General features: G+C 64.4%; 22 protein-coding genes and 1 rRNA gene. 8 read left to right on the forward strand and 15 right to left on the reverse strand.

Annotated elements, in window-relative coordinates; genetic code table 11:
* A 16S ribosomal RNA gene (locus tag ACI8UR_RS05485) occupies positions 1-820 on the reverse strand; the annotation flags it as partial.
* A gap of 927 nt (positions 821-1,747) precedes the next feature.
* Positions 1,748-2,062, reverse strand: coding sequence for a non-histone chromosomal MC1 family protein (locus tag ACI8UR_RS05490; RefSeq protein WP_411714704.1), 315 nt, complete (start codon positions 2,060-2,062; stop codon positions 1,748-1,750).
* Between the two features lie 225 nt (positions 2,063-2,287).
* Between ACI8UR_RS05490 and ACI8UR_RS05495 the strand changes: the two genes are divergently transcribed.
* Both ACI8UR_RS05495 and ACI8UR_RS05500 read left to right on the forward strand, forming a co-directional pair.
* Positions 2,288-2,485 carry a hypothetical protein gene (locus ACI8UR_RS05495; RefSeq protein WP_411714705.1) on the forward strand — a complete coding sequence of 66 codons (198 nt, stop codon included), beginning with the start codon at positions 2,288-2,290 and terminating at the stop codon, positions 2,483-2,485.
* A gap of 60 nt (positions 2,486-2,545) precedes the next feature.
* The gene (locus ACI8UR_RS05500) at positions 2,546-3,598 is read left to right on the forward strand and encodes a quinone-dependent dihydroorotate dehydrogenase (RefSeq protein WP_411714706.1); all 1,053 of its coding nucleotides are present in this window, start codon (positions 2,546-2,548) and stop codon (positions 3,596-3,598) included.
* A 33-nt stretch (positions 3,599-3,631) separates the two neighbouring features.
* Here the strand turns inward: ACI8UR_RS05500 and ACI8UR_RS05505 are convergent, their stop codons facing one another.
* The 6 genes from ACI8UR_RS05505 to ACI8UR_RS05530 form a co-directional block, all read right to left on the reverse strand.
* Entirely contained in the window at positions 3,632-5,473 is a 1,842-nt protein-coding gene (locus ACI8UR_RS05505) for a phenylalanine--tRNA ligase subunit beta (protein WP_415087636.1), read from the reverse strand.
* Positions 5,473-6,993 carry a phenylalanine--tRNA ligase subunit alpha gene (locus ACI8UR_RS05510; protein ID WP_411714708.1) on the reverse strand — a complete coding sequence of 507 codons (1,521 nt, stop codon included), beginning with the start codon at positions 6,991-6,993 and terminating at the stop codon, positions 5,473-5,475. The genes ACI8UR_RS05505 and ACI8UR_RS05510 overlap by 1 nt, the downstream gene beginning before the upstream one ends.
* A 231-nt stretch (positions 6,994-7,224) precedes the next feature.
* Positions 7,225-8,253, reverse strand: coding sequence for a hypothetical protein (locus ACI8UR_RS05515; protein ID WP_411714709.1), 1,029 nt, complete (start codon positions 8,251-8,253; stop codon positions 7,225-7,227).
* 60 nt (positions 8,254-8,313) lie between these two features.
* Positions 8,314-9,594, reverse strand: coding sequence for an adenosylhomocysteinase (locus ACI8UR_RS05520; RefSeq protein WP_411714710.1), 1,281 nt, complete (start codon positions 9,592-9,594; stop codon positions 8,314-8,316).
* A gap of 88 nt (positions 9,595-9,682) precedes the next feature.
* Entirely contained in the window at positions 9,683-10,453 is a 771-nt protein-coding gene (locus ACI8UR_RS05525; protein WP_411714711.1) for a hypothetical protein, read from the reverse strand.
* Positions 10,454-10,587: 134 nt separating this feature from the next.
* A complete protein-coding gene (locus ACI8UR_RS05530; RefSeq protein WP_411714712.1) occupies positions 10,588-11,880 on the reverse strand; it encodes an amidohydrolase in 1,293 nt (430 codons plus the stop codon).
* Positions 11,881-11,970: 90 nt separating this feature from the next.
* On the opposite strand from ACI8UR_RS05530, the gene hisG reads away from it, so the two are divergent.
* Positions 11,971-12,816 (forward strand): ATP phosphoribosyltransferase, encoded by an 846-nt coding sequence (gene hisG, locus ACI8UR_RS05535; RefSeq protein WP_411714713.1) that lies wholly within the window; start codon positions 11,971-11,973, stop codon positions 12,814-12,816.
* 45 nt (positions 12,817-12,861) lie between these two features.
* On the opposite strand, the gene ACI8UR_RS05540 is transcribed toward hisG, so the two are convergent.
* Both ACI8UR_RS05540 and ACI8UR_RS05545 read right to left on the reverse strand, forming a co-directional pair.
* Positions 12,862-13,212: a hypothetical protein gene (locus tag ACI8UR_RS05540; protein ID WP_411714714.1), complete on the reverse strand. Its 351-nt coding sequence runs from the start codon at positions 13,210-13,212 to the stop codon at positions 12,862-12,864.
* 36 nt (positions 13,213-13,248) lie between these two features.
* Positions 13,249-13,812: a TATA-box-binding protein gene (locus ACI8UR_RS05545; RefSeq protein WP_411714715.1), complete on the reverse strand. Its 564-nt coding sequence runs from the start codon at positions 13,810-13,812 to the stop codon at positions 13,249-13,251.
* A 126-nt stretch (positions 13,813-13,938) separates the two neighbouring features.
* On the opposite strand from ACI8UR_RS05545, the gene ACI8UR_RS05550 reads away from it, so the two are divergent.
* Complete coding sequence (locus ACI8UR_RS05550) at positions 13,939-14,895, forward strand: methyltransferase domain-containing protein (RefSeq protein ID WP_411714716.1); 957 nt, start codon at positions 13,939-13,941, stop codon at positions 14,893-14,895.
* Between the two features lie 21 nt (positions 14,896-14,916).
* Here the strand turns inward: ACI8UR_RS05550 and ACI8UR_RS05555 are convergent, their stop codons facing one another.
* Both ACI8UR_RS05555 and ACI8UR_RS05560 read right to left on the reverse strand, forming a co-directional pair.
* Complete coding sequence (locus ACI8UR_RS05555; protein ID WP_411714717.1) at positions 14,917-15,399, reverse strand: dual specificity protein phosphatase family protein; 483 nt, start codon at positions 15,397-15,399, stop codon at positions 14,917-14,919.
* On the reverse strand, positions 15,396-16,400 hold the full coding sequence (locus ACI8UR_RS05560) for an AAA family ATPase (protein ID WP_411714718.1): 1,005 nt from the start codon (positions 16,398-16,400) through the stop codon (positions 15,396-15,398). Before ACI8UR_RS05560 ends, ACI8UR_RS05555 begins: the two co-directional genes overlap by 4 nt.
* A gap of 80 nt (positions 16,401-16,480) precedes the next feature.
* On the opposite strand from ACI8UR_RS05560, the gene ACI8UR_RS05565 reads away from it, so the two are divergent.
* Entirely contained in the window at positions 16,481-17,866 is a 1,386-nt protein-coding gene (locus ACI8UR_RS05565; protein WP_415087637.1) for a phosphoglucomutase/phosphomannomutase family protein, read from the forward strand.
* On the opposite strand, the gene ACI8UR_RS05570 is transcribed toward ACI8UR_RS05565, so the two are convergent.
* Entirely contained in the window at positions 17,858-18,274 is a 417-nt protein-coding gene (locus ACI8UR_RS05570; RefSeq protein ID WP_415087638.1) for a GNAT family N-acetyltransferase, read from the reverse strand. The genes ACI8UR_RS05565 and ACI8UR_RS05570 overlap by 9 nt on opposite strands.
* Positions 18,274-18,474 carry a ubiquitin-like small modifier protein SAMP2 gene (gene samp2 / locus ACI8UR_RS05575; protein WP_415087640.1) on the reverse strand — a complete coding sequence of 67 codons (201 nt, stop codon included), beginning with the start codon at positions 18,472-18,474 and terminating at the stop codon, positions 18,274-18,276. The genes ACI8UR_RS05570 and samp2 overlap by 1 nt, the downstream gene beginning before the upstream one ends.
* Positions 18,475-18,565: 91 nt before the next feature.
* On the opposite strand from samp2, the gene ACI8UR_RS05580 reads away from it, so the two are divergent.
* From ACI8UR_RS05580 to ACI8UR_RS05590, 3 genes are all read left to right on the forward strand, one after another.
* Positions 18,566-19,537, forward strand: coding sequence for a replication factor C small subunit (locus ACI8UR_RS05580; RefSeq protein ID WP_415087641.1), 972 nt, complete (start codon positions 18,566-18,568; stop codon positions 19,535-19,537).
* 191 nt (positions 19,538-19,728) lie between these two features.
* Positions 19,729-22,533: an alanine--tRNA ligase gene (gene alaS, locus ACI8UR_RS05585; protein ID WP_415087642.1), complete on the forward strand. Its 2,805-nt coding sequence runs from the start codon at positions 19,729-19,731 to the stop codon at positions 22,531-22,533.
* A gap of 53 nt (positions 22,534-22,586) precedes the next feature.
* Positions 22,587-22,940 (forward strand): hypothetical protein, encoded by a 354-nt coding sequence (locus tag ACI8UR_RS05590; protein ID WP_411716004.1) that lies wholly within the window; start codon positions 22,587-22,589, stop codon positions 22,938-22,940.
* A 67-nt stretch (positions 22,941-23,007) separates the two neighbouring features.
* Here ACI8UR_RS05590 and ACI8UR_RS05595 read toward each other — a convergent pair whose 3' ends face one another.
* Complete coding sequence (locus tag ACI8UR_RS05595; RefSeq protein WP_411716003.1) at positions 23,008-23,676, reverse strand: hypothetical protein; 669 nt, start codon at positions 23,674-23,676, stop codon at positions 23,008-23,010.
* Positions 23,677-23,982 lie beyond the last annotated feature (306 nt).

Raw genomic sequence — 23,982 nt, forward strand, 5'->3', positions numbered from 1 at the left:
CGGCTCGCTTCACGGCTTCCCTACGGCACAGCGCAGGCTCGTAGCCTGCGCCACACCTAGCGAGCATCGTTTACAGCTAGGACTACCCGGGTATCTAATCCGGTTCGAGACCCTAGCTTTCGTCCCTCACTGTCGGATCCGTCCTTCCGAGGTGCTTTCGCCATCGGTGGTCCGTCCAGGATTACGGGATTTCACTCCTACCCCAGACGTACCCCTCGGATCTTCCGGTCCCAAGCCGAACAGTTTTCGCCGGACGCCCACTCGTTAAGCGAGTGGATTTCCCGACGAACTTGCTCGGCCAGCTACGGACGCTTTAGGCCCAATAATATCGGCCATCACTTGGGCTGCCGGTGTTACCGCGGCGGCTGGCACCGGTCTTGCCCAGCCCTTGTTCCTGAACCTCCTTACGGTTCAGAAAAGCGAGGGCTCTATGCCCTCGCACTCGGTGTCCCCCTATCGCACTGTCGTGCAGTGTAAAGGTTTCGCGCCTGCTGCGCCCCGTAGGGCCCGGACTCGTGTCTCAGAGTCCGTCTCCGGGCTCTCACTCTCATGACCCGTACCGATTATCGGCACGGTGGGCCGTTACCCCACCGTCTACCTAATCGGCCGCAGCCACATCCTATGGCGCCGGAACGTTTCGCACACCCTCCAGTTCCAGGATGGGTGTGGTATCCGGGATTAGCCTCAGTTTCCCGAGGTTATCCCAGTCCATAGGGCAGTTTGGCCACGTGTTACTGAGCAGTTTGCTACGTTAAACGTGCAACTCGCATGGCTAAATCGGACACCGATAGCAATAGCCTCCGGCAGGATCAACCGGAATGTGTTCCCCGTGCCTGATTCCCGGCTCGGGGAGGGTTGGCGGGAACACACTCAAAGAGTGTGTTTCCATCAATGTCTATCGGCGTTCGGCGACATTCGGACCGACCGAGTGTCACCGAACTGCCAGGGCTAACATCAGATCCCATCTATACGGCGTACCGCAGGGGTGGAATCCTCATTTCCTTCGGATCTAATAGTAACCCGCGATGGGTCATAAACCCACCGGATTACCTCAGATCCGTGAGTGAGAACAGGTTCGAACTGTTCTCAACCACATCGTATCTTTTCCAACCACCCTTATACTGATAAGGGCGTCGGATTGGAGGCCAAATCGAACGGAGTCCGACTCGACCTTCGTACTTGAACACCAGCGCCCTGATACACATAAGGGCGTTGGTTTCAGGACGACGCCGGAATGCGATTCCGCGTCGCCCTGCGTACTTCAACACGAACACCCTGTTACACTTAAGGGCGTCGAATCCAGATTCGGGCCGACCGAAGCCGGCTCGACCTGCGTGTTCCAATCCGACGCCCCTCGCATACGTAAGGGCGTCGGAAACGAGACAACCCTGAGGGCCGTCCCGGCCGGGGCATGTCGCCCCACGCTGTTCGCATTCATTCAGATGCCGGTGTTATACTTAAGCCCGTCGAACGACAGCCGCCACGTCACGCGATTTCACACCGTTCGGCCCATGTGAATACGGCCCGTGAGGGTAGGCTCCACATCCCACCGATACTGTGTGAATCGCTTCGGGCGCGCAGAGCGCACGCTCGACGGAACAGTATGTCGGATTTCTGGTAGAAATGTCGCGCGGGTGGAAGTCGACCGATCATCCCGCACGCGTGTACGCGTGGTCAGGCCGCGTGAGAGCCGCGCACTCACGAGTAGTGGCGCGTCACGGATAGCCGTTCGGAAAAAAGCGTCTGCTTAGATTTCGTCGAGGTGCTTGATGCCCTTCTTGGAGACGTTCGCCTCTGTTATCTCCTCGGGCATCCAGTCGGGACTGTCGTCCGGCGCCTCCTCTTCCCAGGCCCAACCATCGTAGATGTGGACTTTCTTCGTCCCTTTCTCTCGGAGCCGCAGTTCCGTCTCGTCCGCACTGCTTTCGCTGCCTGCGGGGTCGAGTCGACGGGCCGCTTTCAGGGCTGCCTGTCGAGGGGTACGTCCCGAAAAGACGCTCGATTCATCACCGTCGCTCTCGCGGAGCGCGAAGTTTCGCTTGTCATCGTCGTCTCGTGCCATGGTTTGCTCTCCTCCGTGTGAGTTCTGCACACACGCCGATATAAATATAACCCCCGAAACGGGGGTTGGACGACGGTGGTTTATAAGTGGGGCCGCGCCCGACCGCGAAATCGGGGTTGTTTTGCCGCGCTCGAGACGCCCAGAAGCCTCGCGCGCGCCGTGTTGCGATACGACTCGCACGGTACACTTATGTATCTCGTGTGGCGAACGACCCAACATAACCCGATGGTGCGAAAGAAGAAGCTCAGTCCGAGTGGTGCCAAAGACGAGTCCGGGGAGTACCACAACGTCCACGTCAACCTTCACGAAGACGAACTCGCGGTAGCCGGCATGGAGATCGGCGACGAGGTGTTCGTCCGCGTCCGTGACGGGAAGATAATCATCCAGAAGGCCGATCCGGACGAGCTCGAACACGAGTTCTGAGCCCGGTCGGGGGTCGGCGAGACCACGACTCTTAAGCGCGTTCGCCGGCCCAATTCGGTAATGAGCCTCTACGACCTCGCGAAGCCACTTCTGTTCCAGGCGGACGCCGAAACCGCCCACCGGAGCGTCCACGAACTCCTCGCAGCGACACAGGACACCCCACTCGAGCAGCTCCTCGCCGACCATTACACGGTCGTCGATTCGCGCCTCCGCGTGGACGCCTTCGGGCAGACGTTCCACAACCCCGTCGGCGTCGCGGCTGGCTTCGACAAGAACGCCGAGATTCCGAACGCGCTCGCAGCGCTCGGGTTCGGCCACGTCGAGATCGGCGGCGTCACCGCCGAACCACAGGCCGGCAATCCCCGCCCGCGCATGTTCCGGCTGCCGGACGACCAAGCGCTCATCAATCGCATGGGATTCAACAACGACGGCGCCGACGTCATCGGCGACCGACTGGCCGAAACCGACTGCACGGTGCCGCTCGGCGTCAACATCGGCAAGTCGAAATCCACACCGAACGACGAGGCCGAGGAGGATTATCTCTATACCTTCGAGCGCGTGCGCGAAGGTGGCGATTACTTCGTCGTCAACGTCTCCTCGCCAAACACGCCGGGGCTCCGGGAGCTCCAACAGCGCGACCGGCTCGAGTCCATCCTCGGGACGCTACAGGACGCAGGCGCCGATCCGTTGCTCGTGAAACTCTCGCCGAACCTCACGAACGCCGCGACGGAGGAGGCCCTCGATGTCGTCGACAGCCTCGACCTCGATGGCGTCATCGCGACCAACACCTCGACCGACCGGCCCGCCTCGCTGCACGGCGACCACGCCGACGAGGAAGGCGGCCTCTCCGGCGATTCCATCGAGGGCGAAGCCACCAGCATGGTTCGGTTCGTCGCACAGCGCACCGACAAACCGGTCGTCGGCGTGGGCGGCATCTCCGACGCCGAGGGTGCCTACGAGAAGATTCGCAACGGCGCGAGCGTCGTCCAACTCTACACCGGCCTCGTCTACGAGGGGCCGTCGCTCGCACGCGATATCAACCGCGGCCTGCTGGAGTTGCTCGAACGCGACGGTTTCGACTCCATCGAGGACGCTGTCGGCGCCGACCTGTAGCCAAGAAGAACTGGTTTCGACGCCGCTGTATCGCTACGCCAACCCGTCCAGCCGGAACTCGAAGCCGGAGACGGGCACTTCGAGGTCGTGTTCGACGAGCACGCGCGGGTGGAGTTCGCCGATGACACCGACGCGCTCGCCATCGAGGACGACCGCAGCCGTTCGACCCGAGATGAACGAGGGGTGTTCAGCCGGCGGCGTCTCCAGTTCTGCATCGAACGCGCGTGCAAGCGTCTGCAGGCGCGCCTTCGCGTCCTCGTAGGACGCGTCCGTCCGTGCCACCACGCCAGCAACGGAGCGGTGTTCGGCGACGTTCGTCGGTTCGCCCTCGTCGACGCCGGCGACCAGGCCGATTTCCGCGAGGTCTTGGGGATACGCCCGGTGCGTGTTATTCTCCAGTACCATCAACAGCGACGGCAGCGCCCACGTGCGCACGACGGTGTAATCCTCGCTGTACGGTTCGGTGATGGTCGGCGCCTCACGGGCGCCGAGAGCGTCGTCGGCCGGCGACAGCGACATCCGGTCGAACAGTTCCGTCTCGCTCGCCAGATGGAAGTTCAGCAGGTCTTCGAAGCCGAGCCCGGTCAAGGCGTCGCGGGTGGCATCCTCAAGCCGCGAGCGTTCGTGCCGACCACCGACGGTCGACACCTCCGGGTACCGCGGTGAGAGGTCGTTGAATCCATAGGCACGCCCGATATCGTCGACGATGTCCATCGGATGCAGCACGTCGACGCGGTAGGGCGGAATCTCGACCTCGTAGACGAGTTCATCCTCGTCCGTCTCTGCCCCCTCCGAATCGGCGGTTTCGTCAGGGGCCTCCGTTTGCGTTGCCCGTTTCGGAACGGTTTCGAGTTCGACGTCATCCTCGGGAGCGGGACGGTCGTCGCGGCGCCGTCCCGAGCCATCGTCGCCCGTCTCGGCGTCGAGGCCGGCCCGTTCCAGGAGGTCGATAACCTCCTCGCCGGGGATGTCGATGCCAAGGGTCGTCTCGATGCGGTCGTGGGTGACCGTCTTCGTGTCCGTCGAGAGGTCGGGGCGGACGAGGTCGCGGTCGTCGTACTCGACGCGCACTTCTTCGAGTTTGCCGCCGCGGGCCGCGAGGGCATAGCAGACGATGGTGCACATCTTGTCGATGGTCCATTGGTCTGTGCCCGTCATCTCGATGAAGAGGTCGCGGGCGCCCTCCTCGACCTCCGTCCGCTTGCCGTTGATGACCGGCGGGAACGAGAACAGCCCGATATCGTCGTAGATGGCCGGATATCGGTCGAGTTCCTCGACGAGCGGTGCGTACTCCTCGCCGGTCGGATGCGCTTCGAGCACCTCGGCGGGCGTGCGCTCGGCGTCGTCATCCAGCGGGACGAACGTGTCGCCATCCGGTTCGACGCCGCGGTAGGTGATGGTTTTGGGCTTGTCATCCCCTGCGGGACGGCCTTTCAGCATCGCCAGGTCATGGATGCCGATGGCGCCTTTCGCGCGTTTCCGACCCATCGTCGCGTGGAGTTTCTCCTGCAACTGGATGAGCGAGTCGAGTTCGTCGGCCGTGAGGTCGACGCCGCGAACGATAGCGCCCGTGACGTAAGGCCGTTCGTCGGGCACCGAGGAGTCGATCTCGATCGTCCACTCGGCGTCGTTCGTGCTCGGGACATAGACACCACGGTCATCTCCGTACTGATAGCGGAGCGACCGGGCGATGCCCTCTACAGAGAGCCGGTCGAGGCGGTCGGGGGCGAACTCCAGCTGGAAGTCGTCGTCTTCGGTGACGCCCTCGAACTCCAATCCGAGCGAGAAGAGATCGTCTTTCAGCTCCTCGTCGCTTTTGTCCTCGTGGCTGGTCAGCCGCCGGAGTTCGTCGGGGTCGACGTCAACGACAGGCATCAGTACACCACCTCCACGTTCCGCAGCAAGTCAAGGTCACACAGTGTCCCGTGGACGTCGCGGATGTCCTCGAAGCCGTACATGAGCATGAGCAGTCGCTCCAGCGCGAGTCCCCACGCCATCACGTCGCACTCGACGCCGAGCGGGCTGAGCACCTCCTCGCGGAAGATGCCGGAGTTGCCGATTTCGATGAGCTCGCCCGTCTCGGGATGCTTACCGAACAGCTCGAAGCTCGGCTCCGTGTAGGGGTTGTAGTGGGGCTTGAACTCGATGTCCGTGATTCCGAACTGCTCGTAGAACTCGGTGAACGTCCCCATTAGATCACGAACCGAGAGGTCTTCGGCCATGACCCACCCCTCGATCTGGAAGAACTCGAGCAGGTGCGTCGGGTCGAGCGTGTCGTTGCGGTACACCTTCTCGACGCTGAAATATCGCTGGGGCGGTTCGAGGTCTCCGGTCGCTTCCCCGGAGAGATACCGCATCGATAGCGAGGTGGTGTGCCCGCGAAGCGCGACCGCCTGTGCGAACTCCTCGCTCCACGGCGAGTGGTAGCCGTCGCCGTCCTCGCCGACGCCGTTCCGGTGTGCATCTTCGACGCGGTCGACGAGGTCGTCCGGCAGCCCCTCCATCCTCGGCACGTCGAGGGCGAACCTGTCCCAATGGGTTCGTGCCGGATGGTCTTGCGGCATGAACAGACAGTCGTTGATCCAGAAGTCCGCGTCGGCGTGGGGGCCCTCCATCTCCTGAAAGCCCATGCCGACGAGGACGTCCTTCACGCGGTTTGCGGTCTGTCGGAGGATGTGTTCCTTCCCGCCGTGGGTGGTTTCGGCGTCCGCCTCGACGTTGTATTCGGAGAACTCCACGTCCTCCCACTCCCCGGAGGTAAGCAGCTCGGGCGTGACCTCGCCGACGGTTTCCGTGACCTCGAGGCCCTCCATGAGCGCGGTGACGCCGTCGTCGGTGAGCGTCACCGACCGGATGGTCGTCTCGGTGCGTTCGACGAGGCCGCGAGATTCGAGTCGGTCGAGGATGCCGCCGTCGAGATAGCCGGTCGCCCCCTCCGAGATGGCTTCGAGGGCTTCCTCCTCGGGGTCGGCCTCAGGGTCGATGCCCGGCTGTTCGGAGGGGTCGACGACGACCTCGCCGCCTTCGATGCGGCCGAATCCCTTGCGAGCGAAGTTCGAAAGCGCGATGTCGACCTCCTGGCCCTCGAGGGCTGCAGCACCGATGAGTTGGCCCATCACGACGGGGGCTTCCTCGCCGCCGGCCTCGACGGCAGCATCGTGCAGCCGGATTTCGGGAAGGCCCTCTTCGAGGTACTGTTCGCCCTCTTCGGTGAGGCTGACGTCTTCTGCGACGTGTTCGTCCACCGACAGCAGGCCTTCGGCTTCGAGTTCGAAGGCGGCCCGCGTGACGGCGGCGGTGTCTTCGCCGAGCTCCTCGGCGATCTGTGCGACGGTTTTCGTGTCGGTCGCGCTTGCGGCTTCGAGCAGCGCGACCTGCGTTTCGGGTACTCTCATTGGCGGATGTGTGCGTGGCTCTCTGTTAGCGGTTCCGACTCACCGACGGGGGTTCCCCGGACGCCCGCCCCCGCAAGAGGGGCGTCCGGTTCCACGCCATCTACGCGGTGAAAAAGCGAAAGCCGAACCCGAACCCGTCGCTCTGCAAGCACTCGGAAACGACGCCGACGGAGTCGGGGAATGACGCCATACGCGGGTGATGACCGTTCACAAACAAAAACGTTGCCGTCGTCAGCGGGTGAAGCCGCCCGGCGGGCCCGCTGCGCCCGCGCCGGCTTCAGGGTTGTACTCGTCTTCGGCGGGCACTTCGAGCACGCGGGCGCCGCAGTCGGCACACTCGATGGCGATGACCTCCCACGACCGACAGCATGACTCGACGCTCTCGTCGGTCGGTGCGATGGTGCCGCCACACTCCGGGCAGGATTCGAGGAACACGCGGAAGCCCTTCAACAGCGAGACGCGTTCCTCACCGACGAGGGCGCTCCAGCGGGGGTCTTCTGAGGCGATGGCACGGTGGGCCGCGAGGTCGGACAGAAGCGCCGCCTCGGTAATCCAGTTGTGTTGTGAGCGACCATCAACGAGCGCGTAGTAGCGGCTGTCCTCGCGCACTTCGAGTTCGACGGCCGATTCGTCGACCCGGAACAGGTCGGCGAGCGTCTCGATGCGTTCCGACTCCGAATCGAGCGCCCCGATGTGGGCCTGCCACGAATCGCGGAACGAGTCGGTGAGCCGAAGGTCGTCATCGGCCGGTTCCACGACGTCGAACGCCTCGAGCACCTCGTCCATCGGCTCACCGAGCAGTTCTTCGGCAGCCTCGCGCTCGGGATGTGCCGCTGTTGTGGCATCCGATTCGCCGTCAGTTTCGGCCTCGGTCTCGGCTTCAGGCTCCGATTCAGACTCTGAATCCGAGTCCGAATCCGATTCAGCCGCGCCGTCGGCCTGTTCCTCGGCACGGTCGGCTGCATGCTGTGTGATTTCGGACGGCAGGTCGTGCTCCGGCTGGTCGGCCTTGTCGAACAGCGCGAGCACCGACTCGGGGAGGTACCGCTTCGTGAGTTCTGGCGTCCCCGGAACGAGGTAGCCACGGAGAGACACGAGCGCTGCGGCGCCGAGGAACGTCACGATGCCGAGTTCGCGGTTGCGGCGGCCGACGAGCGCCGCGAGCACCGCAGCGATAAGGAGATTGACGACCGTACACGGAAAACATCGGTTCTCACCCGTGTACTCCGGCTGTTCGAGCCGTTCGAGAGGGTCGGACATGGCCGCCTGTTGGAGAGCGACTGGTAAAAGCCATGTTACAGCGGTTGGCGACCGGCTGCGTCAGGTGCCATGCTGCCAGCTGTCCATGTACTCCACTTGCTCGCCGGTGAGTTCGTCGAACTCGATGCCCTCGGCAGCGAGTTTGATTTCAGCAACCTCACGGTCGAGGTCGTCCGGCACCTCGTGGACGCCGGGGCCGTACTCGTCGCTGTGTTCGACCATCTCACGGACGCAGACCGCCTGCACGCCGAAGCTCTGATCCATCACTTCGACCGGGTGGCCCATGGCGACCGGCGAGGCGAGATTGACGAGGCGGCCGTCCGCGAGGACGTTGATGCGGCGGCCGTCAGTGAGTTCGAACTCCTCGACGCCGTCTCGAACCTCACGCCGCGAGACGGCGAGGTCATCGAGCGCATCGAGGTCGATCTCGATGTTGAAGTGGCCCGCGTTCGCCAGGACGACGCCGTCTTTCATCCGCTCGAAATGCTCCTCGACGATGACGTCGCGGTTGCCTGTCGTTGTCAGGAAGACGTCGCCCTCCGTTGCAGCCTCGGCCATCGGCATCACGTCGTACCCTTCCATATGCGCTTCCAGGGCGCGCCGGGGTTCGACCTCGGTGATGATGACGTTCGCATTCTGTCCGGCAGCCTTCTTCGCGACGCCGCGGCCACAGTAGCCGTAGCCGGCGACCACGACGTCCTTGCCGGCCCACGAGAGGTTCGTCGTCATCGCGATGTTCGAAAGGGAGGCCTCGCCAGTGCCGTGGACGTTGTCGAACAGCCGCTTCATCGGCGTGTCGTTGACGGCGAACATCGGGTATTTCAGTTCGCCGTCCTCATCCATGGCGCGCAGACGATGGACGCCGGTCGTGGTCTCCTCACACCCGCCGATGATCGAGGTGATGAGTTCGGGGTAGTCCTCGTGAATCGCCATCACGAGATCGCCGCCGTCGTCGACGGTAATCGTCGGGTCGTGCTCCAGAGTGGCTTCGATAGCGGCGTAGTACTCCTTGTCGTCGACCTCGTGTTTCGCGTAGGAGGTGATGTCCTCGTCGGCGTCGAGCGCCGCCGAAACGTCGTCGTGTGTCGACAGCGGATTGCAGCCGGTGATGGCGACTTCGGCGCCGGCTTCGGCCAGCACCTCGGTCAGGACGGCCGTCTTTGCCTCGACGTGCATCGCCATCGCGACGACCTCGCCCTCCAGCGGTTGCTCGGCCGCGAACTCCTCGGCGAGGGCGGTCATGATGGGCATGTGCTGGCGTGCCCACTCGATCTTCTTTCGGCCCTCCTCGCGGGCTCTCGGGGGGTCGTCGAGCTGCTCGGTTATCGTGGGGTGGCTCATACCCGCTACGAGGGGGGAGAACGGGAAAACGCTACCGAAGAAACCGAATGAAAAACAGTGCCGCGCGCGTCAATCAGCGACGGCCGGCCTACTTGCCGCGTTCGCCAGCCTGGTTGCCGCCGTTGCCGCCACCGTTACCGCCGCTGGTTTCGGCGTCGTCGCCGTCGTCCTCAGGCGGGCCCTGCTGGCCGCCGTTCGTCTTGTTCTCGGGCGGGGCCTGGGTCTTGTCCTCAGGCGGCCCCTGCGTCTTATTCTCCGGCGGGCCTTGCGTCTTGTTTTCAGGCGGCCCCTGCGTCTTATTCTCAGGTGGGCCCCGCGTCATGTTCTCCGGTGGGCCAGCGTTGGCCGGCGGGTTACCCGGGTTGTGCTCCAACACGAAGTTCGCGACCTGATGGCCAACGGTCGTGTTGTTGTCGCTCGAACCGTTGAGCAGCTCCTGAACGAACGAGGAGACCTGCTGACCGAACGGATCGACCGAGGTGTTGGTCTCATTCTCGTCTTCGGTCTCGTTCAGGTCTTCCTCCTCGGTTTCGTTCTCCTCAGTTTCGTTCTCCTCTGTCTCGTTGAGATCTTCCTCCTCGGTCTCGTTTACCGTCTCGTTGAGGTCTTCGTCCTCAGTTTCGTTTTCGTCCGTCTCGTTCAACTCCTCGTCGTCGGTTTCGTTCTCGTCCGTCTCGTTCAGCTCGTCGCTGTCAGTCTCGTTGACCGTCTCGTTTTCAGCGTCCTCGTCTTCGACGTCGTCAGCCGTGTTGGTCGATGTCGAGTTATCCTCCTGCGCCATCGCGAGGCCTGGGCCGACCACCGACAGCAGCAGCAGGGCCGACAGCACCAGAGCGACGATTCGTTTGTTGGAGCTCATCTTCACCCAAAGCAATGCCGGACACCAGCATAAAGGGGGTATCCTGTTCAGTTCGTTCATCAAAAGCAACCAGACGAGAGAAAAGAGCTTAAATTCCGTTATACGGTTCAAAAACACTTCTCGTCGTTCAACGTTCAATCGGCCGTTCGGTCGATAGCGGCGCGTGCGTGCCGTTCGGCCTCGCGTCGAACCGCGCGCTCGTCGAGCGGCAACACCGCACGGTCGCGGACGAGAACCTCGCCCCCGACGACAGTGTGGCGGACGTCAGCGCCACGAACCGCGTATGCGAGGTGGCTGACCAGGTCGTGTTCGGGCGTGAGATGCGGCGCTTCGAGGTCGAGAACAGCGAAATCGGCGAGCGCGCCCGCCTCGATGCGTCCGGCGTCGAAACCGAGCGCCTCGGCGCCACCCTCCGTTGCGGCGCGGACGGCGGCCTCCGCCGGAACGGCGCTTGCGTCCTCGGATTTGAGTTTGCCGACCATCGCGGCGTCACGGAGTTCGTCGAAGACGTCGAGGTCGTTGTTCGAGGCGGGGCCATCAGTGCCGATGGCGACCGTCGCGTCCGCATCGAGCAGTTCCTGCACCGGCGCAATTCCGCTCGCGAGTTTCATGTTCGAGGCCGGACAGTGCGCGACGGCGACGTCGTGGTCGGCGAGCAGTTCGATCTCCGTCTCGTCTAGGTGGACGCCGTGGGCGATGAAATCGCCGGCCTCGAGCATACCGAGTTCGTCGGCGAACGCAAGCGGCCGGACGCCGCGTTCCTCGACGATTGGGTCGACTTCCGCTGGCGTCTCGTTCGCGTGGTAGTGTACGGGCACGCCCGCATCGCGTGCGCGTGGAATGTATTCTCCCAGCAGGTCGGCAGAGACAGTCGTCAGCGAATGCGGCATCAGCGCCGTCCGAACGCGGCCATCCGCGCCACCGTCGAGTTCGCGAGCGACTGCAAGCCCTTCCTCGAAGTCAGCGCGGGCGTCCGCTTCGTCCTTGCCGATGGTGACGATGCCGTGGCCGATGCGGGCCCGGAGGCCGGCTTCCTCAACGGCGGCGGCGACTTCCGGGACGTGGAAGTACATGTCGCCGACGGTCGTTACGCCGTTTTTCAGCAGTTCGACGAAGCCGAGGCGGGCGCCGGCCCGGACGTCGGCCGGTTCGAGTTCGGCCTCGACCGGCCAGATGTCCTCCTGGAGCCACGCATCGAGTGGCTTATCGTCGGCATAGCCCCGCAAAAGCGTCATCGCGACGTGACAGTGGGCGTTGACCAGCCCCGGCAGCACGAGACAACCCTCTGCATCGAGGGTCTCGTCGCCGGCCGCGACGTCGCCGACCGATATGATTTTCCCCGTCTCGCGGTCGGCCAGCACGTCCGCCTCCTCGACGCTCATGTCGGGGCGGAGAACGCGCCCGCCGGTAATCTGCAGCGTACTCATGGCCGCCCCTTGCGGAGACGGAGGGTTGAAACTGCCGACACGACGGCGTGTGTCCGATAGGGCAAAGACCCGTCCCCCGCAATCGGGGGTATGCGCATCGCCGTGCCCAACAAGGGCCGTCTCCACGACCCGGCGTTGAGTCTGCTGGAACGCGCCGGCCTGCACGTCCAGGGCGGCGCCGAGCGGAAACTCTACGCCGACACCGTCGACCCCGACGTGTCGGTGCTTTTCGCTCGCGCCGCCGACATCCCCGAGTACGTCGCCGACGGCGCCGCCGCACTCGGCATCACGGGACTCGACCAGGCCAAAGAGTCCGAGGTCGAGCTCGTCGACCTGCTCGATTTGGAGTTCGGCCGGTGTCGGCTCGTCCTCGCCTCGCCCGAAGAGGAGGGCGTCAGCACCCCCGAAGAACTGACCGGCGGCACCGTCGCCACCGAGTTTCCGAACATCACACGGGCGTACTTCGACGAGCTGGGCATCAACCCCGACATCGTCGAGGTGTCGGGAGCAACCGAACTCACCCCCCACGTCGACATCGCCGACGCCATCGTCGACATCACCTCGACGGGAACGACGCTCCGGATGAACCGACTCTCGGTCGTCGACGAGGTGCTCGAATCCTCCGTCCGACTGTTCGCCCACCCCGACGTCGCGGACGACCCGAAAATCCAGCAGATCAAGACGGCGTTCAAATCCGTCCTCGACGCCGAGGGGAAGCGGTATCTCATGATGAACGTCCCCGAAGAGTCGCTGGAGAACGTTGAGGACGTCATCCCCGGAATGGGCGGGCCGACGGTGATGGATGTCGCTGGACAGGACGCGGTCGCCGTCCACGTCGTCGTCGACGAGCGGAAGGTGTTCGAGGTCATCCCTGAACTGAAAGCGGCGGGCGCGAGCGACGTGCTCGTCACCGAAATCGAGCGGCTGGTGCCGTAGGGAGGTCGGAGACAAACGACGGGGCGGTCGAAGACGGAACCGCCGTCAGGTCAGGAAGATGTTGCCGAAGGCGAACGCGAAGATGACGCTGATGACGTAGTAGAACACAGAGACGAGAGCGGCGCCGTACGTCGTCAGTTCGTAGACGTAGCGGACGGCGAGGAAGGCGCCCGCAAACGACAGCGCGAGAACGATGAAGCCGTTGTACCGGCTGAAAAGCATCGCGATGACGACGGGGACGGGAGCGGCCTTGACGGCGCGCTGGTGAGGCTCGTCGCCGAGAATCCAAAGCGCCGCGAGGTGCAGCGTCACGGCCGAAAACAGCGTCGCTACGAGGAATGTGACGACGAGCGCGACGGGCCCGCCACCGACGAGGTCGACCTGCAACGGGAGCATACCGGTCGTACGTGTCGGCGACGTGAGTAGGTGTCGTTACCCGTCGAGGAGGCCGAGTTCCTCGAGGCGGGAGACGATTTTGTCGACGGCTTCCTTCGCGTCATCGGGCTTTTTGCCGCCGGTGATGACGAGCTTTCCGGAGCCGAAAAGCAGCGCGACGACATCGGGGTCATCGAGCCGGTAGACGAGGCCGGGGAACTGCTCGGGCTCGTACTCGATGTTCTCCAGGCCGAGGCCGATAGCGATGGCGTTCAGATTGAGATTGCGGCCGAGGTCGGCAGAGGTGACGATGTTCTGGACGACGATTTCGGGGTCTTCGTCGACCTGGATGTCGAGGTCACGAAGCTTACCGAAAACGATGCGGAGCGACTCGTGGACGTCGTCAGTGGATTTCGCGCCGGTACAGACGATCTTGCCCGAACGGAAGATGAGTGCCGCGGATTTCGGGTCTTGGGTGCGATACACGAGGCCCGGGAACTGCTCGGGGTCGTAGTCGGCACCTTCGAGATCCATGGCGACGCTCTGGAGGTCGAGTTCCTGCCCGATCCCCGTGGAGGCGACGACGTTCTCGATATTGATAGTCTCCTTTGGGTCCTGCATAACTCGACTTAAAACACGTATTTAAGGTTTATAAATGTAGGTGGTCGTTTCTGACAGGTCGCACAACCGACTACTGTGCCGTCGCTCACCGCGCCGTTTATTTTCCATTGGGTGCCAACACCCAACGTGTATCTCTTGGAGTTAGCCGGCGACGACGACGCCTTCGCGGCACGGGAAGCCGCCAGCCGCTGCTCCGACGTCGAGGTCATCGCGCCCGGCATGGCGACCGCCCGCGGCGTCCGCCGACCCGAAACGCTGGCGTACACCCGCCGCAGCTGCCGACTGATGGGCACCTGCGAGCCCGATATCAAGGCCGCCATCGCGGTGCTCGAGGCAGCCGGCATCGACAGGACGGGCACCGTCGCCGTCCGCGCACGCGACGTTCGTGGCCTGACCGACGTGGATACCCAGGCCGTCGAGCGTCAACTCGGTTCGGTGCTCGTCGACCGGGGCTTCGAGGTCGACCTCGATGACCCAGACCAGACGCTCGTGGCGCTGTTCTCCGAGACGGCCGCTCTCGGCTGGCTCGAAACGAAGACGCCACGGGAGTTCACGGCGCGAAAACCGACGGACAAGCCGTTCTTCCAGCCCGGCAGCATGGCGCCAATTGACGCCCGCGCACTCGCGAACATCGCCGGTGCTGGCCCCGATACTCGGGTTCTCGACCCGATGTGTGGTACCGGGGGCATCCTCGTGGAAGCCGGCCTCGCCGGCTCGGACGTGGTCGGCGTCGACGCCCAATGGAAGATGGCCCGCGGTGCCCACCAGAATCTCGACCACTATCTGGAGGACGGCTTCGAGACCGCCCGCGCCGATGCCACCCGACTCCCCTTCATCGACGATAGCTTCGATGGAGTCGTTTTCGACGCCCCGTACGGCCGACAGTCGAAAATCGAGGGCGTCTCGCTCGCAGACCTCGTCGGGGACGCCCTGAAGGAGTGTCGCCGGGTCGCGGGCCGTACAGTCGTCGTCGGCGACCAGCCGTGGAACGACGCCGCCGAGGCTGCCGGCTGGACGGTCGAGTCCCGGTTCGACCGCCGCGTCCATGGCTCGTTGACGCGCTACGTTCACGTGCTGGTGTGAGAAGCGCGTACTGGTGTCCAGTTATTCAAGCAACTCCAACAGCGCCGCCTCGGTCGCGTTACCGCAGACGACGGCCTCCCGTGGCGCGCGGCCGGCCGCCTCGACCGTTTCGATGGCGGCCATCGGGTCGTAGCCGCGATGCCGCGACAGCCACGCGGCCGCGACGACGCCCGTGCGCCCGAGGCCGGCGTTACAGTGCAGGGCGGCCCGCTGGCCGTTCACGTCTGCTGCTTCGATGACTGACAGCGCCCGCTCAAGCGTCGATTCGGCCGGGAGGTGTCGGTCGCGAATCGGGATATGCGCCGTTTCGAAGCGGTCGGCGTACGCGTCAGGCAACCCCCATCGAGTCGCCTCGCTGTTCGAGAGCAAACAGAGTACGGACTCGACGCCGGCAGCGTCGAGCGTCGTCGCCCACTCGTCGAGACTGTTGCCGAGATGGCCGGGGCGGCACGCGCCGAACACGGGGACGGAACCGTCCGGGACGATGGGTGCGAAGTTCGTCATCGGCCGCGGCCGAGTTCGGCGACGAGACGGCCGAGATGCACTCTGTCCGAGGTGCCCGACGACATCTCCAGGTCGATTTCGCCCGCGAGCTGGTGGACGCGAGCGAGTCGGTCGCCGTCGTATCGACCGCGGGCCGCCGCCAGCAGTTCACGGAGGATTTCGTCGCCTTCGAACCCCTCGTCATAGAGGAGGTCGTCGAGTCCGTTGCGAGCGTCCTCGAATTCGCCGGCGTCGGCGTTTGCGAGCACCTCGTCGACAGTGTCGCGCATCCCGACGTCGCCCAGCGAGTCGTAGGCGGCCTGCATCGTCACCTCGCCTTCCTCCTCGAAGGCGGTCTGGGCACCGAGAATCGATTTTCGGAGGTTGCCATCGCCGTAGCCGGCGACGTATTCGAGGCCGTCGGCGTCGTAGGTGACGCCCTCAAGCTCGACGATGCGTTCGAGCACGTCGACAGTCTCCTCGTGGGTCGGCGCCCGCATCGGCACGGGGAAACACCGCGATTCGATGGGTGGGATGAGTTTGGAGGGCTGTCGGGTCGCGAGCACGAACTGCGTCGCCTCGTAATGCTGTTCCATCACCCGGCGAAGCGCCTGCTGGAAGTCCTCCCGAATCGCCTCGGCGTTGTCGAGCAGGATGGTTCGGAAATCCCCCGAGACGGGCTGATAAGCGGCCTGTTCTTTCAGCACACGGCTTATCATGTCGCGTTTTGAGAGCCGCGAGCGGCCTTCGAGGAACTGCGAAAACCGTGGATCGTTCTTGATTTCCTTTTTCGTTCGGTCGAAGAAGTCGGCGACGTTGATGACGACGAAATCGTTGTCGGAGTCGTCGTGGGTCGCCTCGGCGAGTGCGCGAACGGCGGCCGTCTTGCCGGTGCCGCGGGGGCCGAACACGATGAGGTTCATCGGCTCTTCGACGGCCCGCCGGAGGTTGTTACGGGCGTCGTCCTGGGGAAGTTCCGAGAGGTCGGGGGCGTGTTCCTCAGTCCACAGCGGCGCGTCCATACGCCGTCATCGGGGACGGTGCGGCAAAAGCCCTCCTCTCTCGCGCAGGGCTTTTTATTCGCGCCCGACCACCCGCCGGCATGGACATCGAATTCGGCACCGACGGCTGGCGAACGACCGTCGAGGAGTTCACGACGCCGCGGATTCACGCGGTCGGCCAGGCCGTCGCCGACTACCTTCACGAGGTCGGCGCAGGGGACGGAGAGGGCCGCCCAGCGGTCGCAGTCGGGTACGACCCCCGTGAGGGGTCACGGCCGGCCGCCGAAGAGCTCTGTCGCGTGCTGTGCGCCAACGGCTTCGACGCGCATATCCCCGAACGAGACACCCCGACGCCGGTCGTCGCGTGGACGGTTACCGACCGGAACCTCGCGGGCGCACTCCAGGTGACCGCAAGCCACAATCCGCCGACGTACAACGGTATCAAGTTCATCCCCGAGGACGGCGCGCCCGCGCTCCCGGTCGTCACCGACCAGCTAGCCGAGAACCTCCGAGAACCGGAGCCACTCGACGAATCGGAGTGGGGCGTGGTCGAGGAGTACGATTTCGTCGAGGCCTATCTGGAGCACGCACTGGCGTTCGTGGACACCGACTGCTCGGGCGTGACGGTCGCCCACGACGCGATGCACGGCAGCGGGCGCGGCGTCACGGACGACCTGCTCGAACGTGCCGGTGCCGACGTAGTGCGGCTCAGGGACGGCCACGACCCCGAATTCGGTGGAACGCCGCCGGAGCCCACCGGCGACCGCCTGGCCGACCTCGAACGGCGCGTTCGGGACGGCGACCCGACGCTCGGTATCGCGAACGACGGCGACGCGGATCGGATCGGCGTCGTCACACCCGAACGCGGCTACGTCGACCCGAACTGGCTGTTCGCAGCGCTGTACGACTACGTGCTCGAAACCGAGGCTGGCGATGCAGTTCGCACCGTCTCGACGACGTTCCTCATCGACCGCGTCGCGGCCGCGAACGGACAGGCCGTCCACGAGACCCCGGTCGGATTCAAATGGGTCGCCCAGGCGATGGCCGTCCACGACGCCGTCATCGGCGGCGAGGAATCGGGGGGCTTCGGCGTTCGCGGCCACCTCAGGAACAAGGACGGCGTGCTTGTCGCGTTGCTCGTGGTCGCAGCCCACAGCGAGGAGCCGCTGGACGACCGCCTCGACCGGCTCCGCGAGGAACACGGCGACATCGTCCAAGACCGCATCAGTCTCGACTGCCCGGACGAGCGCAAGGCGTCAGTCATCGACCGACTCGGAGACGAGATTCCCGACCGCGTCGCCGACACCGACATCGACCGTGTGGTCACCGAGGACGGCTTCAAACTCCTGCTCGCCGACGGCTCGTGGCTGCTCGTCCGCCCGAGCGGGACGGAGCCGAAACTCCGCGTCTACGCCGAAGCCGGAAGCCGCGACCGCATCGAGGAACTGCTGGAGGCCGGCGCCGACCTCGTCCGGCCGCTACTCTGAGCGGGGGTGAGAGCGGGAGCGTCCGGGCACTGAACGCGACCGAGTGCCACGACACCGCCCCTCCGAGCAGTCGATATCGAAGCCAAGCGCCTCGTAGAAGGGGCGGACGCCGGGGTTGAAACCGGCACGCAGTTCGGGGCGACAGCGCGTCGCTGCCTCAACGAGCGCCCTTCCGATACCTTGCCCGCGGCGACCCGGACGCACCGCGATGGCGTCGATCTCGTTGCCGTCGAGGATGAGCGCACCGAGGAGTCGGCCCTCGTCAACGGCGACCAAGACGAGTCCGTGACGAAGCGGCCGCTCATCCAGCTCGAGCATCGCGGCGTTACAGATACTTCGCACCGTCGGACGGTCGCCGGGGGTGGCTGGCCGAACCGTCACCGTCGACGTACCACCTCCGGCCATCATCACCCACCCTTGATGAGTCGCAACACACGAACGCTGTCGGTATCGACCGGCCGGTCTTCGGGAACGGGGTTGCCGTCGACCAGCACCGACGCCTCCTGGGTCGACAGGCCGACCGCCTCGAGGAGGTCACCGTAGGTCGCGTCGGCCTCGACCTCGACGTCGTGCGTTTCCTCGCCGACGACCTCACACGTCACGCGCATACCCCGGATACGGGGCGGAGTCGTTTCAGCGTGCCGCTCCAGACTGGTTCGTCTCGGGGGGTTTATACCCGGGCAGGGCCTCGGATTTCCCATGAGCGAGGCTGCTACCGACGACCGCGGGCGGGAGATATGGATCGAAAAATATCGCCCGCAGACGCTCGAGGACGTCGTCGGTCACGAGGCCATCACGGAACGGCTGAAACGGTACATCAGCAAACAGGATTTACCCCACCTGCTATTTGCGGGGCCGGCCGGCGTCGGGAAGACGAGCGCAGCCACGGCCATCGCAAAGGAGGTCTACGGTGACGATTGGCGGGAGAACTTCCTCGAACTCAACGCCTCCGACCAGCGCGGTATCGACGTGGTGCGAGACCGCATCAAGAGCTTCGCCCGCGCCTCCTTCGGCGGCTACGACCACCGCATCATCTTCCTCGATGAGGCGGACGCGCTCACGAGCGACGCCCAGTCGGCGCTCCGCCGGACGATGGAGCAGTTCTCCGACAACACCCGGTTCATCCTCTCGTGTAACTACTCCTCGCAAATCATCGACCCCATCCAGTCGCGGTGTGCCGTCTTCCGATTCTCGCCGCTTGGCGACGACGCGGTCAAGGAGCAAATCCGTATCATCGCCGACCGTGAGGACATCGAGATGACCGAGGACGGCCTCGACGCGCTCGTCTACGCCGCCGACGGTGACATGCGGAAAGCGATCAACGGCTTGCAGGCTGCGGCGGTCATGGGCGAAACCGTCGACGAGGAGGCGGTGTACACCATCACCTCGACGGCCCGCCCCGAGGAAATCAAGGAGATGGTGACCGAGGCGATGGAGGGAGACTTCACCGCCGCACGTTCCCAGCTCGATACGCTTTTGACCGACATCGGCATCGCCGGCGGCGACATCATCGACCAACTCCACCGCTCTGTCTGGGAGTTCGACCTCGACGAGCGACAGGCCGTCCAGTTGATGGAGCGGGTCGGCGAGGCCGACTACCGGATTACGGCCGGCGCGAACGAGCAGGTGCAGTTGGAGGCGCTGTTGGCGTCGCTGGCCCTGGAAGAGTAGCATCCGCGAGGCGTGCGAAGCACGCCGAGCGGTTCACCGCGCCGACCAACGGGAGGCGCGGGGCCAAGGCCCGACCGGAGGGAGGGCCGCCGTGTCTTTTTCATCGAAGTTTTTGCCGGCGCGCCGCAGGCGCGCCGTGTAAAAAGTTCGGCTCGAAAACCCTTTAGCCGAAGACGGGCGAACAAGGGGTAATGAGTGACCTCGAAGAGGAATACCAACTTGACTACTTCCACGAGGAGGGGTTCGTCCGGACGGAGTGTCCCTCCTGTGGCGCGCACTTCTGGACCCGCGACGAGGAGCGGGAGCGCTGCGGGGAGCCGCCGTGTGCCGAGTACGAGTTCATCGGTGAGCCCGGCTTCGACGAAGAGTTCAGCCTCGAGGAGATGCGTGAGGCGTTTCTCTCCTTTTTCGAGGAGCACGACCACGACCGCATCGACCCGTATCCGGTCGCGGCCAACCGCTGGCGCGACGACGTTCTGTTGACCCAGGCCTCGATCTACGACTTCCAGCCGCTGGTCACGTCCGGCGAGACGCCGCCGCCGGCGAATCCGCTGACCGTCTCACAACCCTGTATCCGGATGCAGGATATCGACAACGTGGGCAAGACCGGCCGGCACACGATGGCCTTCGAGATGATGGCCCACCACGCGTTCAACGCCCGCGAAGACCTGGATGACCCCGACCAGTACGCCTACCAGGACGAAGTGTACTGGAAAAACGAGACGGTCGAATACTGCGACGAGCTGCTTGCCTCCCTCGGCGCGGACATCGAGGACGTCACCTACATCGAAGACCCGTGGGTCGGCGGCGGCAACGCCGGCCCGGCCATCGAAGTCATCTATCGCGGCCTCGAACTCGCCACGCTCGTCTTCATGTGCATGGAGCAAGACCCCGAGGGCGAGTACGAGCTCAAGGACGGGAACACCTACTCGTACATGGACACGTACATCGTCGACACCGGCTACGGGCTGGAGCGGTGGACGTGGATGTCCCAGGGCACGCCGACGGTGTACGAGGCGGTGTACCCCGAGATGATTTCGTTCCTCAAAGAGAACGCCGGTCTCGAATACACCGACGACGAGCAGGCACTGGTCAATCGCGCGGCGCGGCTGTCCGGCCAACTCGACATCGACGACGTCGACGACGTGGAGGCAGCCCGGGACAACATCGCCGAGAAGCTCGGCGTCTCGACCTCGGAGCTGCGTGACCTCGTTGAACCGCTCGAGGATATCTACGCCATCGCAGACCACTGCCGGACGCTCGCGTACATGCTCGGCGACGGCATCGTCCCCTCGAACGTCGGCACGGGCTATCTGGCGCGGATGGTGCTGCGCCGGACGAAACGGCTCGTCGACAACGTCGGCGTCGACGCGCCGCTGGACGAGCTCGTCGATATGCAGGCCGAGCGCCTCGGATACGACAACCGCGACACCATCCGCGATATCGTCCGCACGGAGGTCGAGAAGTACCGCGAGACGCTCGAACGCGGTACCCGGCAGGTCGAACGCCTGGCGAGTGAGTACGCCGAGAAAGGCGAGGCGATTCCGCTGGAGGAAGTGCTCGAGCTGTACGACAGCCGCGGCATCCAACCGGATATGGTTGAGGAGATCGCCGCCGACCACGGTGCAGACATCGAGATTCCGGACGACTTCTACTCGCTCGTTGCGGCCCGCCACGGCGGTGAGGAAGCCCTCGAGGAGGAATCGCCGCTCGAAACCGACGACGACCGCATCGCAGACCTGCCGGAGACGGAGAAGCTGTTCTACGAAGACCCCGAACGAACCGAGTTCGAAGCGGTCGTCCTCGACGTTATCGAGCGCGAAACGGGCGAGGACGAGGCGCCGGTGTACGACGTCGTTCTCGACCAGACGATGTTCTACCCGGAGGGCGGGGGACAGCCAGCCGACACGGGAACGCTCGCGACCGACGACATCACGGTCGAGGTGACCGATGTCCAGGAGGTCGACGGCGTCGTCCTCCACCGGGCCGAGGACGACCCCGGGAAAGGCGAGTTCGTCCGTGGAAAGATCGATACGACACGGCGCAAGCGGCTGATGCAACACCACACCGCGACCCACATCGTCGGCTACGCGGCGCGTGAAGTGCTCGGCGAACACGTCCGACAGGCCGGCGCCCAGAAGGGCACCGAATCCTCTCGGTTCGACATCAGCCACTACCAGCGTATCACCAGAGAGGAGGTCAAACGCATCGAGCGGGTCGCAAACGACCTCGTGACCGACAACATCTCGGTCAAACAGGAGTGGCCCCACCGCCACGAGGCCGAGGAGGAACACGGCTTCGACCTCTATCAGGGCGGTATTCCGCCGGGCGAACAGCTCCGCTTGATTCACGTCGCCGAGGACGTCCAGGCCTGTGCGGGCACGCACGTCACGCGGACGGGCGACATCGGCACCATCAAGATCCTCTCGACGGAGCGCGTCCAGGACGGGATCGAACGGCTGACGTTCGCTGCCGGCGACGCGGCCATCGAGGCTACCCAGCGTACCGAGGACGCACTCTACGACGCCGCCGAGACGCTCGACGTCTCGCCGCCGGAGGTGCCCGAAACCGCCGAGCGCTTCTTCAAAGAGTGGAAGGAGCGCGGCAAGCAGATCGAGACGCTGAAAGAACAGCTCGCGGAGGTGCGCGCCCAGGGCGGTGAGGGCGGCGAAGAAGTCGACATCGACGGCACGACGGCGGTCATCCAGCGCGTCGACGCCGACATGGACGAACTCCGGGCGACGGCGAACGCCCTCGTCGAGGAAGGCAAAGTCGCCGTCCTCGGCAGTGGTCTCGACGGCGCAACGTTCGTCGTCGCGGTGCCCGACGACGTGGATATCAACGCCGGAAGCGTCGTCAGCGAACTCGCGGGCATGGTCGGCGGTGGCGGCGGCGGCCCGCCGGACTTCGCGCAGGGCGGCGGCCCCGAAACCGGGAACCTCGAAGACGCACTCGCAGAAGCGCCGGACGTGCTGCGGCAACTGCAGGAAGCGTAATCCGCTGTGATTCGGCCACTAACTATACGACACGGCCGAGAGAATCGCCAACCATGGCAGTCCCGTTTGTCGGTTCGATCGTCTCGTTTCTCGTCGCACTGCTCGTCGGTGGGCTCGCGATCTACGTCAGCGCCAGCCTCGTCGTCGACGTCGAAGATTACAGCGGCGCAGTCATCACCGCGTTACTCGGGGCCATCGGCTGGGCGCTGACGTCGTGGATACCGCTCATCGGGCCGATAGTCGCGCTCGTCGTCTGGATCGGCGTCGTCAACTGGCGCTATCCCGGCGGCTGGGTGAAAGCGGCGATAATCGGCCTCGTCGCGTGGGTGGCGGCGCTCGTCATCCTGTTCGTGCTCAACTCAGTTCTCAACCTCGGAATCGGGGCGTTCGGCGTCCCCGGCGTCTGAGGCTGGACGCGCCACTGTTCAGTATTGAAAGGGGAAAATGGGACGTGGAGGCGCGGATTGCGGGGCGTTACTCCTCGTCTTCGTCGTCGCCGCCGATGCCGACGTCTTCGATGCGGTCTTCGAGCTGGTTGAAGCGGTCAGCCTGCTCTTCGAACTGCTCGGAGAGCTGGTCGAGCTGGTCTTCAAGCTGGTCAGTCAGCTCTTCGGCCTGCTCTTCGAGCTGCTCTTGGGCTTCTTCGGTCTGCTCGTCGAACTCGTCTTGGAGCTCTTCGAGCTGCTCGGTGAGCTCCTCGACGGAATCGACGAGCTGGTCTTCGATGTCCTCGTTGAATTCGACGAGGAATTCGATCTGGTCGCCGAGGTTCTCGATGGCATCCTCGCTGAGTTCGTCGTAGCTCTCGCCGAGGGATTCATACTCCTCGTCGACAGTGTCGAACGCCTCGTCCTGCTGTTCCTGCAGCGTGTCGAACGTCTCGTCGACGGAATCACGGAGGTCGTCGAGCGTGGAGGAACCGCCGGCGACGGATTCGGCGGCGTCGAGCGACGTGTGCACCGACTGGCGGGCCAGGTCGAGGGCTTGCTCTTGAACCTCACGCTGGGTGCCGACACCGCCGTAGAGGGTGTCGCTCACGTCACGGGGAACCTCGAAGGCATCCTCGAGGGCTTCTTCGGTTCGCTTGATCGTATCTCGCTGCAACTGAAAGAGGGTCTCGATGGGAGAGTTGTTCTCGCTCATTGTTTTGGGTTGTCGTCGTTCAGCCGGCGGCGCTTGTGGTGGCTCGTCGCCTCGACCCGCCGCCAGCACCGCCTGTGACTTCATTCAGTTGTTATCCGTGGAGATACTTAATTTTTACCTCTAGAAACCATCTTCTACCACTCAGAACCATATAGTGCCAGAACCGGCGGCGGACGGCGTTCCGCATCGGCCCCAGCGGCTGCTCGATGCCCGCGGGATACCGGACAGGCGGATGACCGGGGGCCGTTGATGCTCGCGCGAAGAACTGTAATTTAAAGTTGGTAAGCCGAAATACGGTGGTATGAC

The sequence above is a fragment of the Natronomonas sp. genome (assembly GCF_047616845.1).
In the GTDB taxonomy this organism is placed as follows: Archaea; Halobacteriota; Halobacteria; order Halobacteriales; family Haloarculaceae; genus Natronomonas.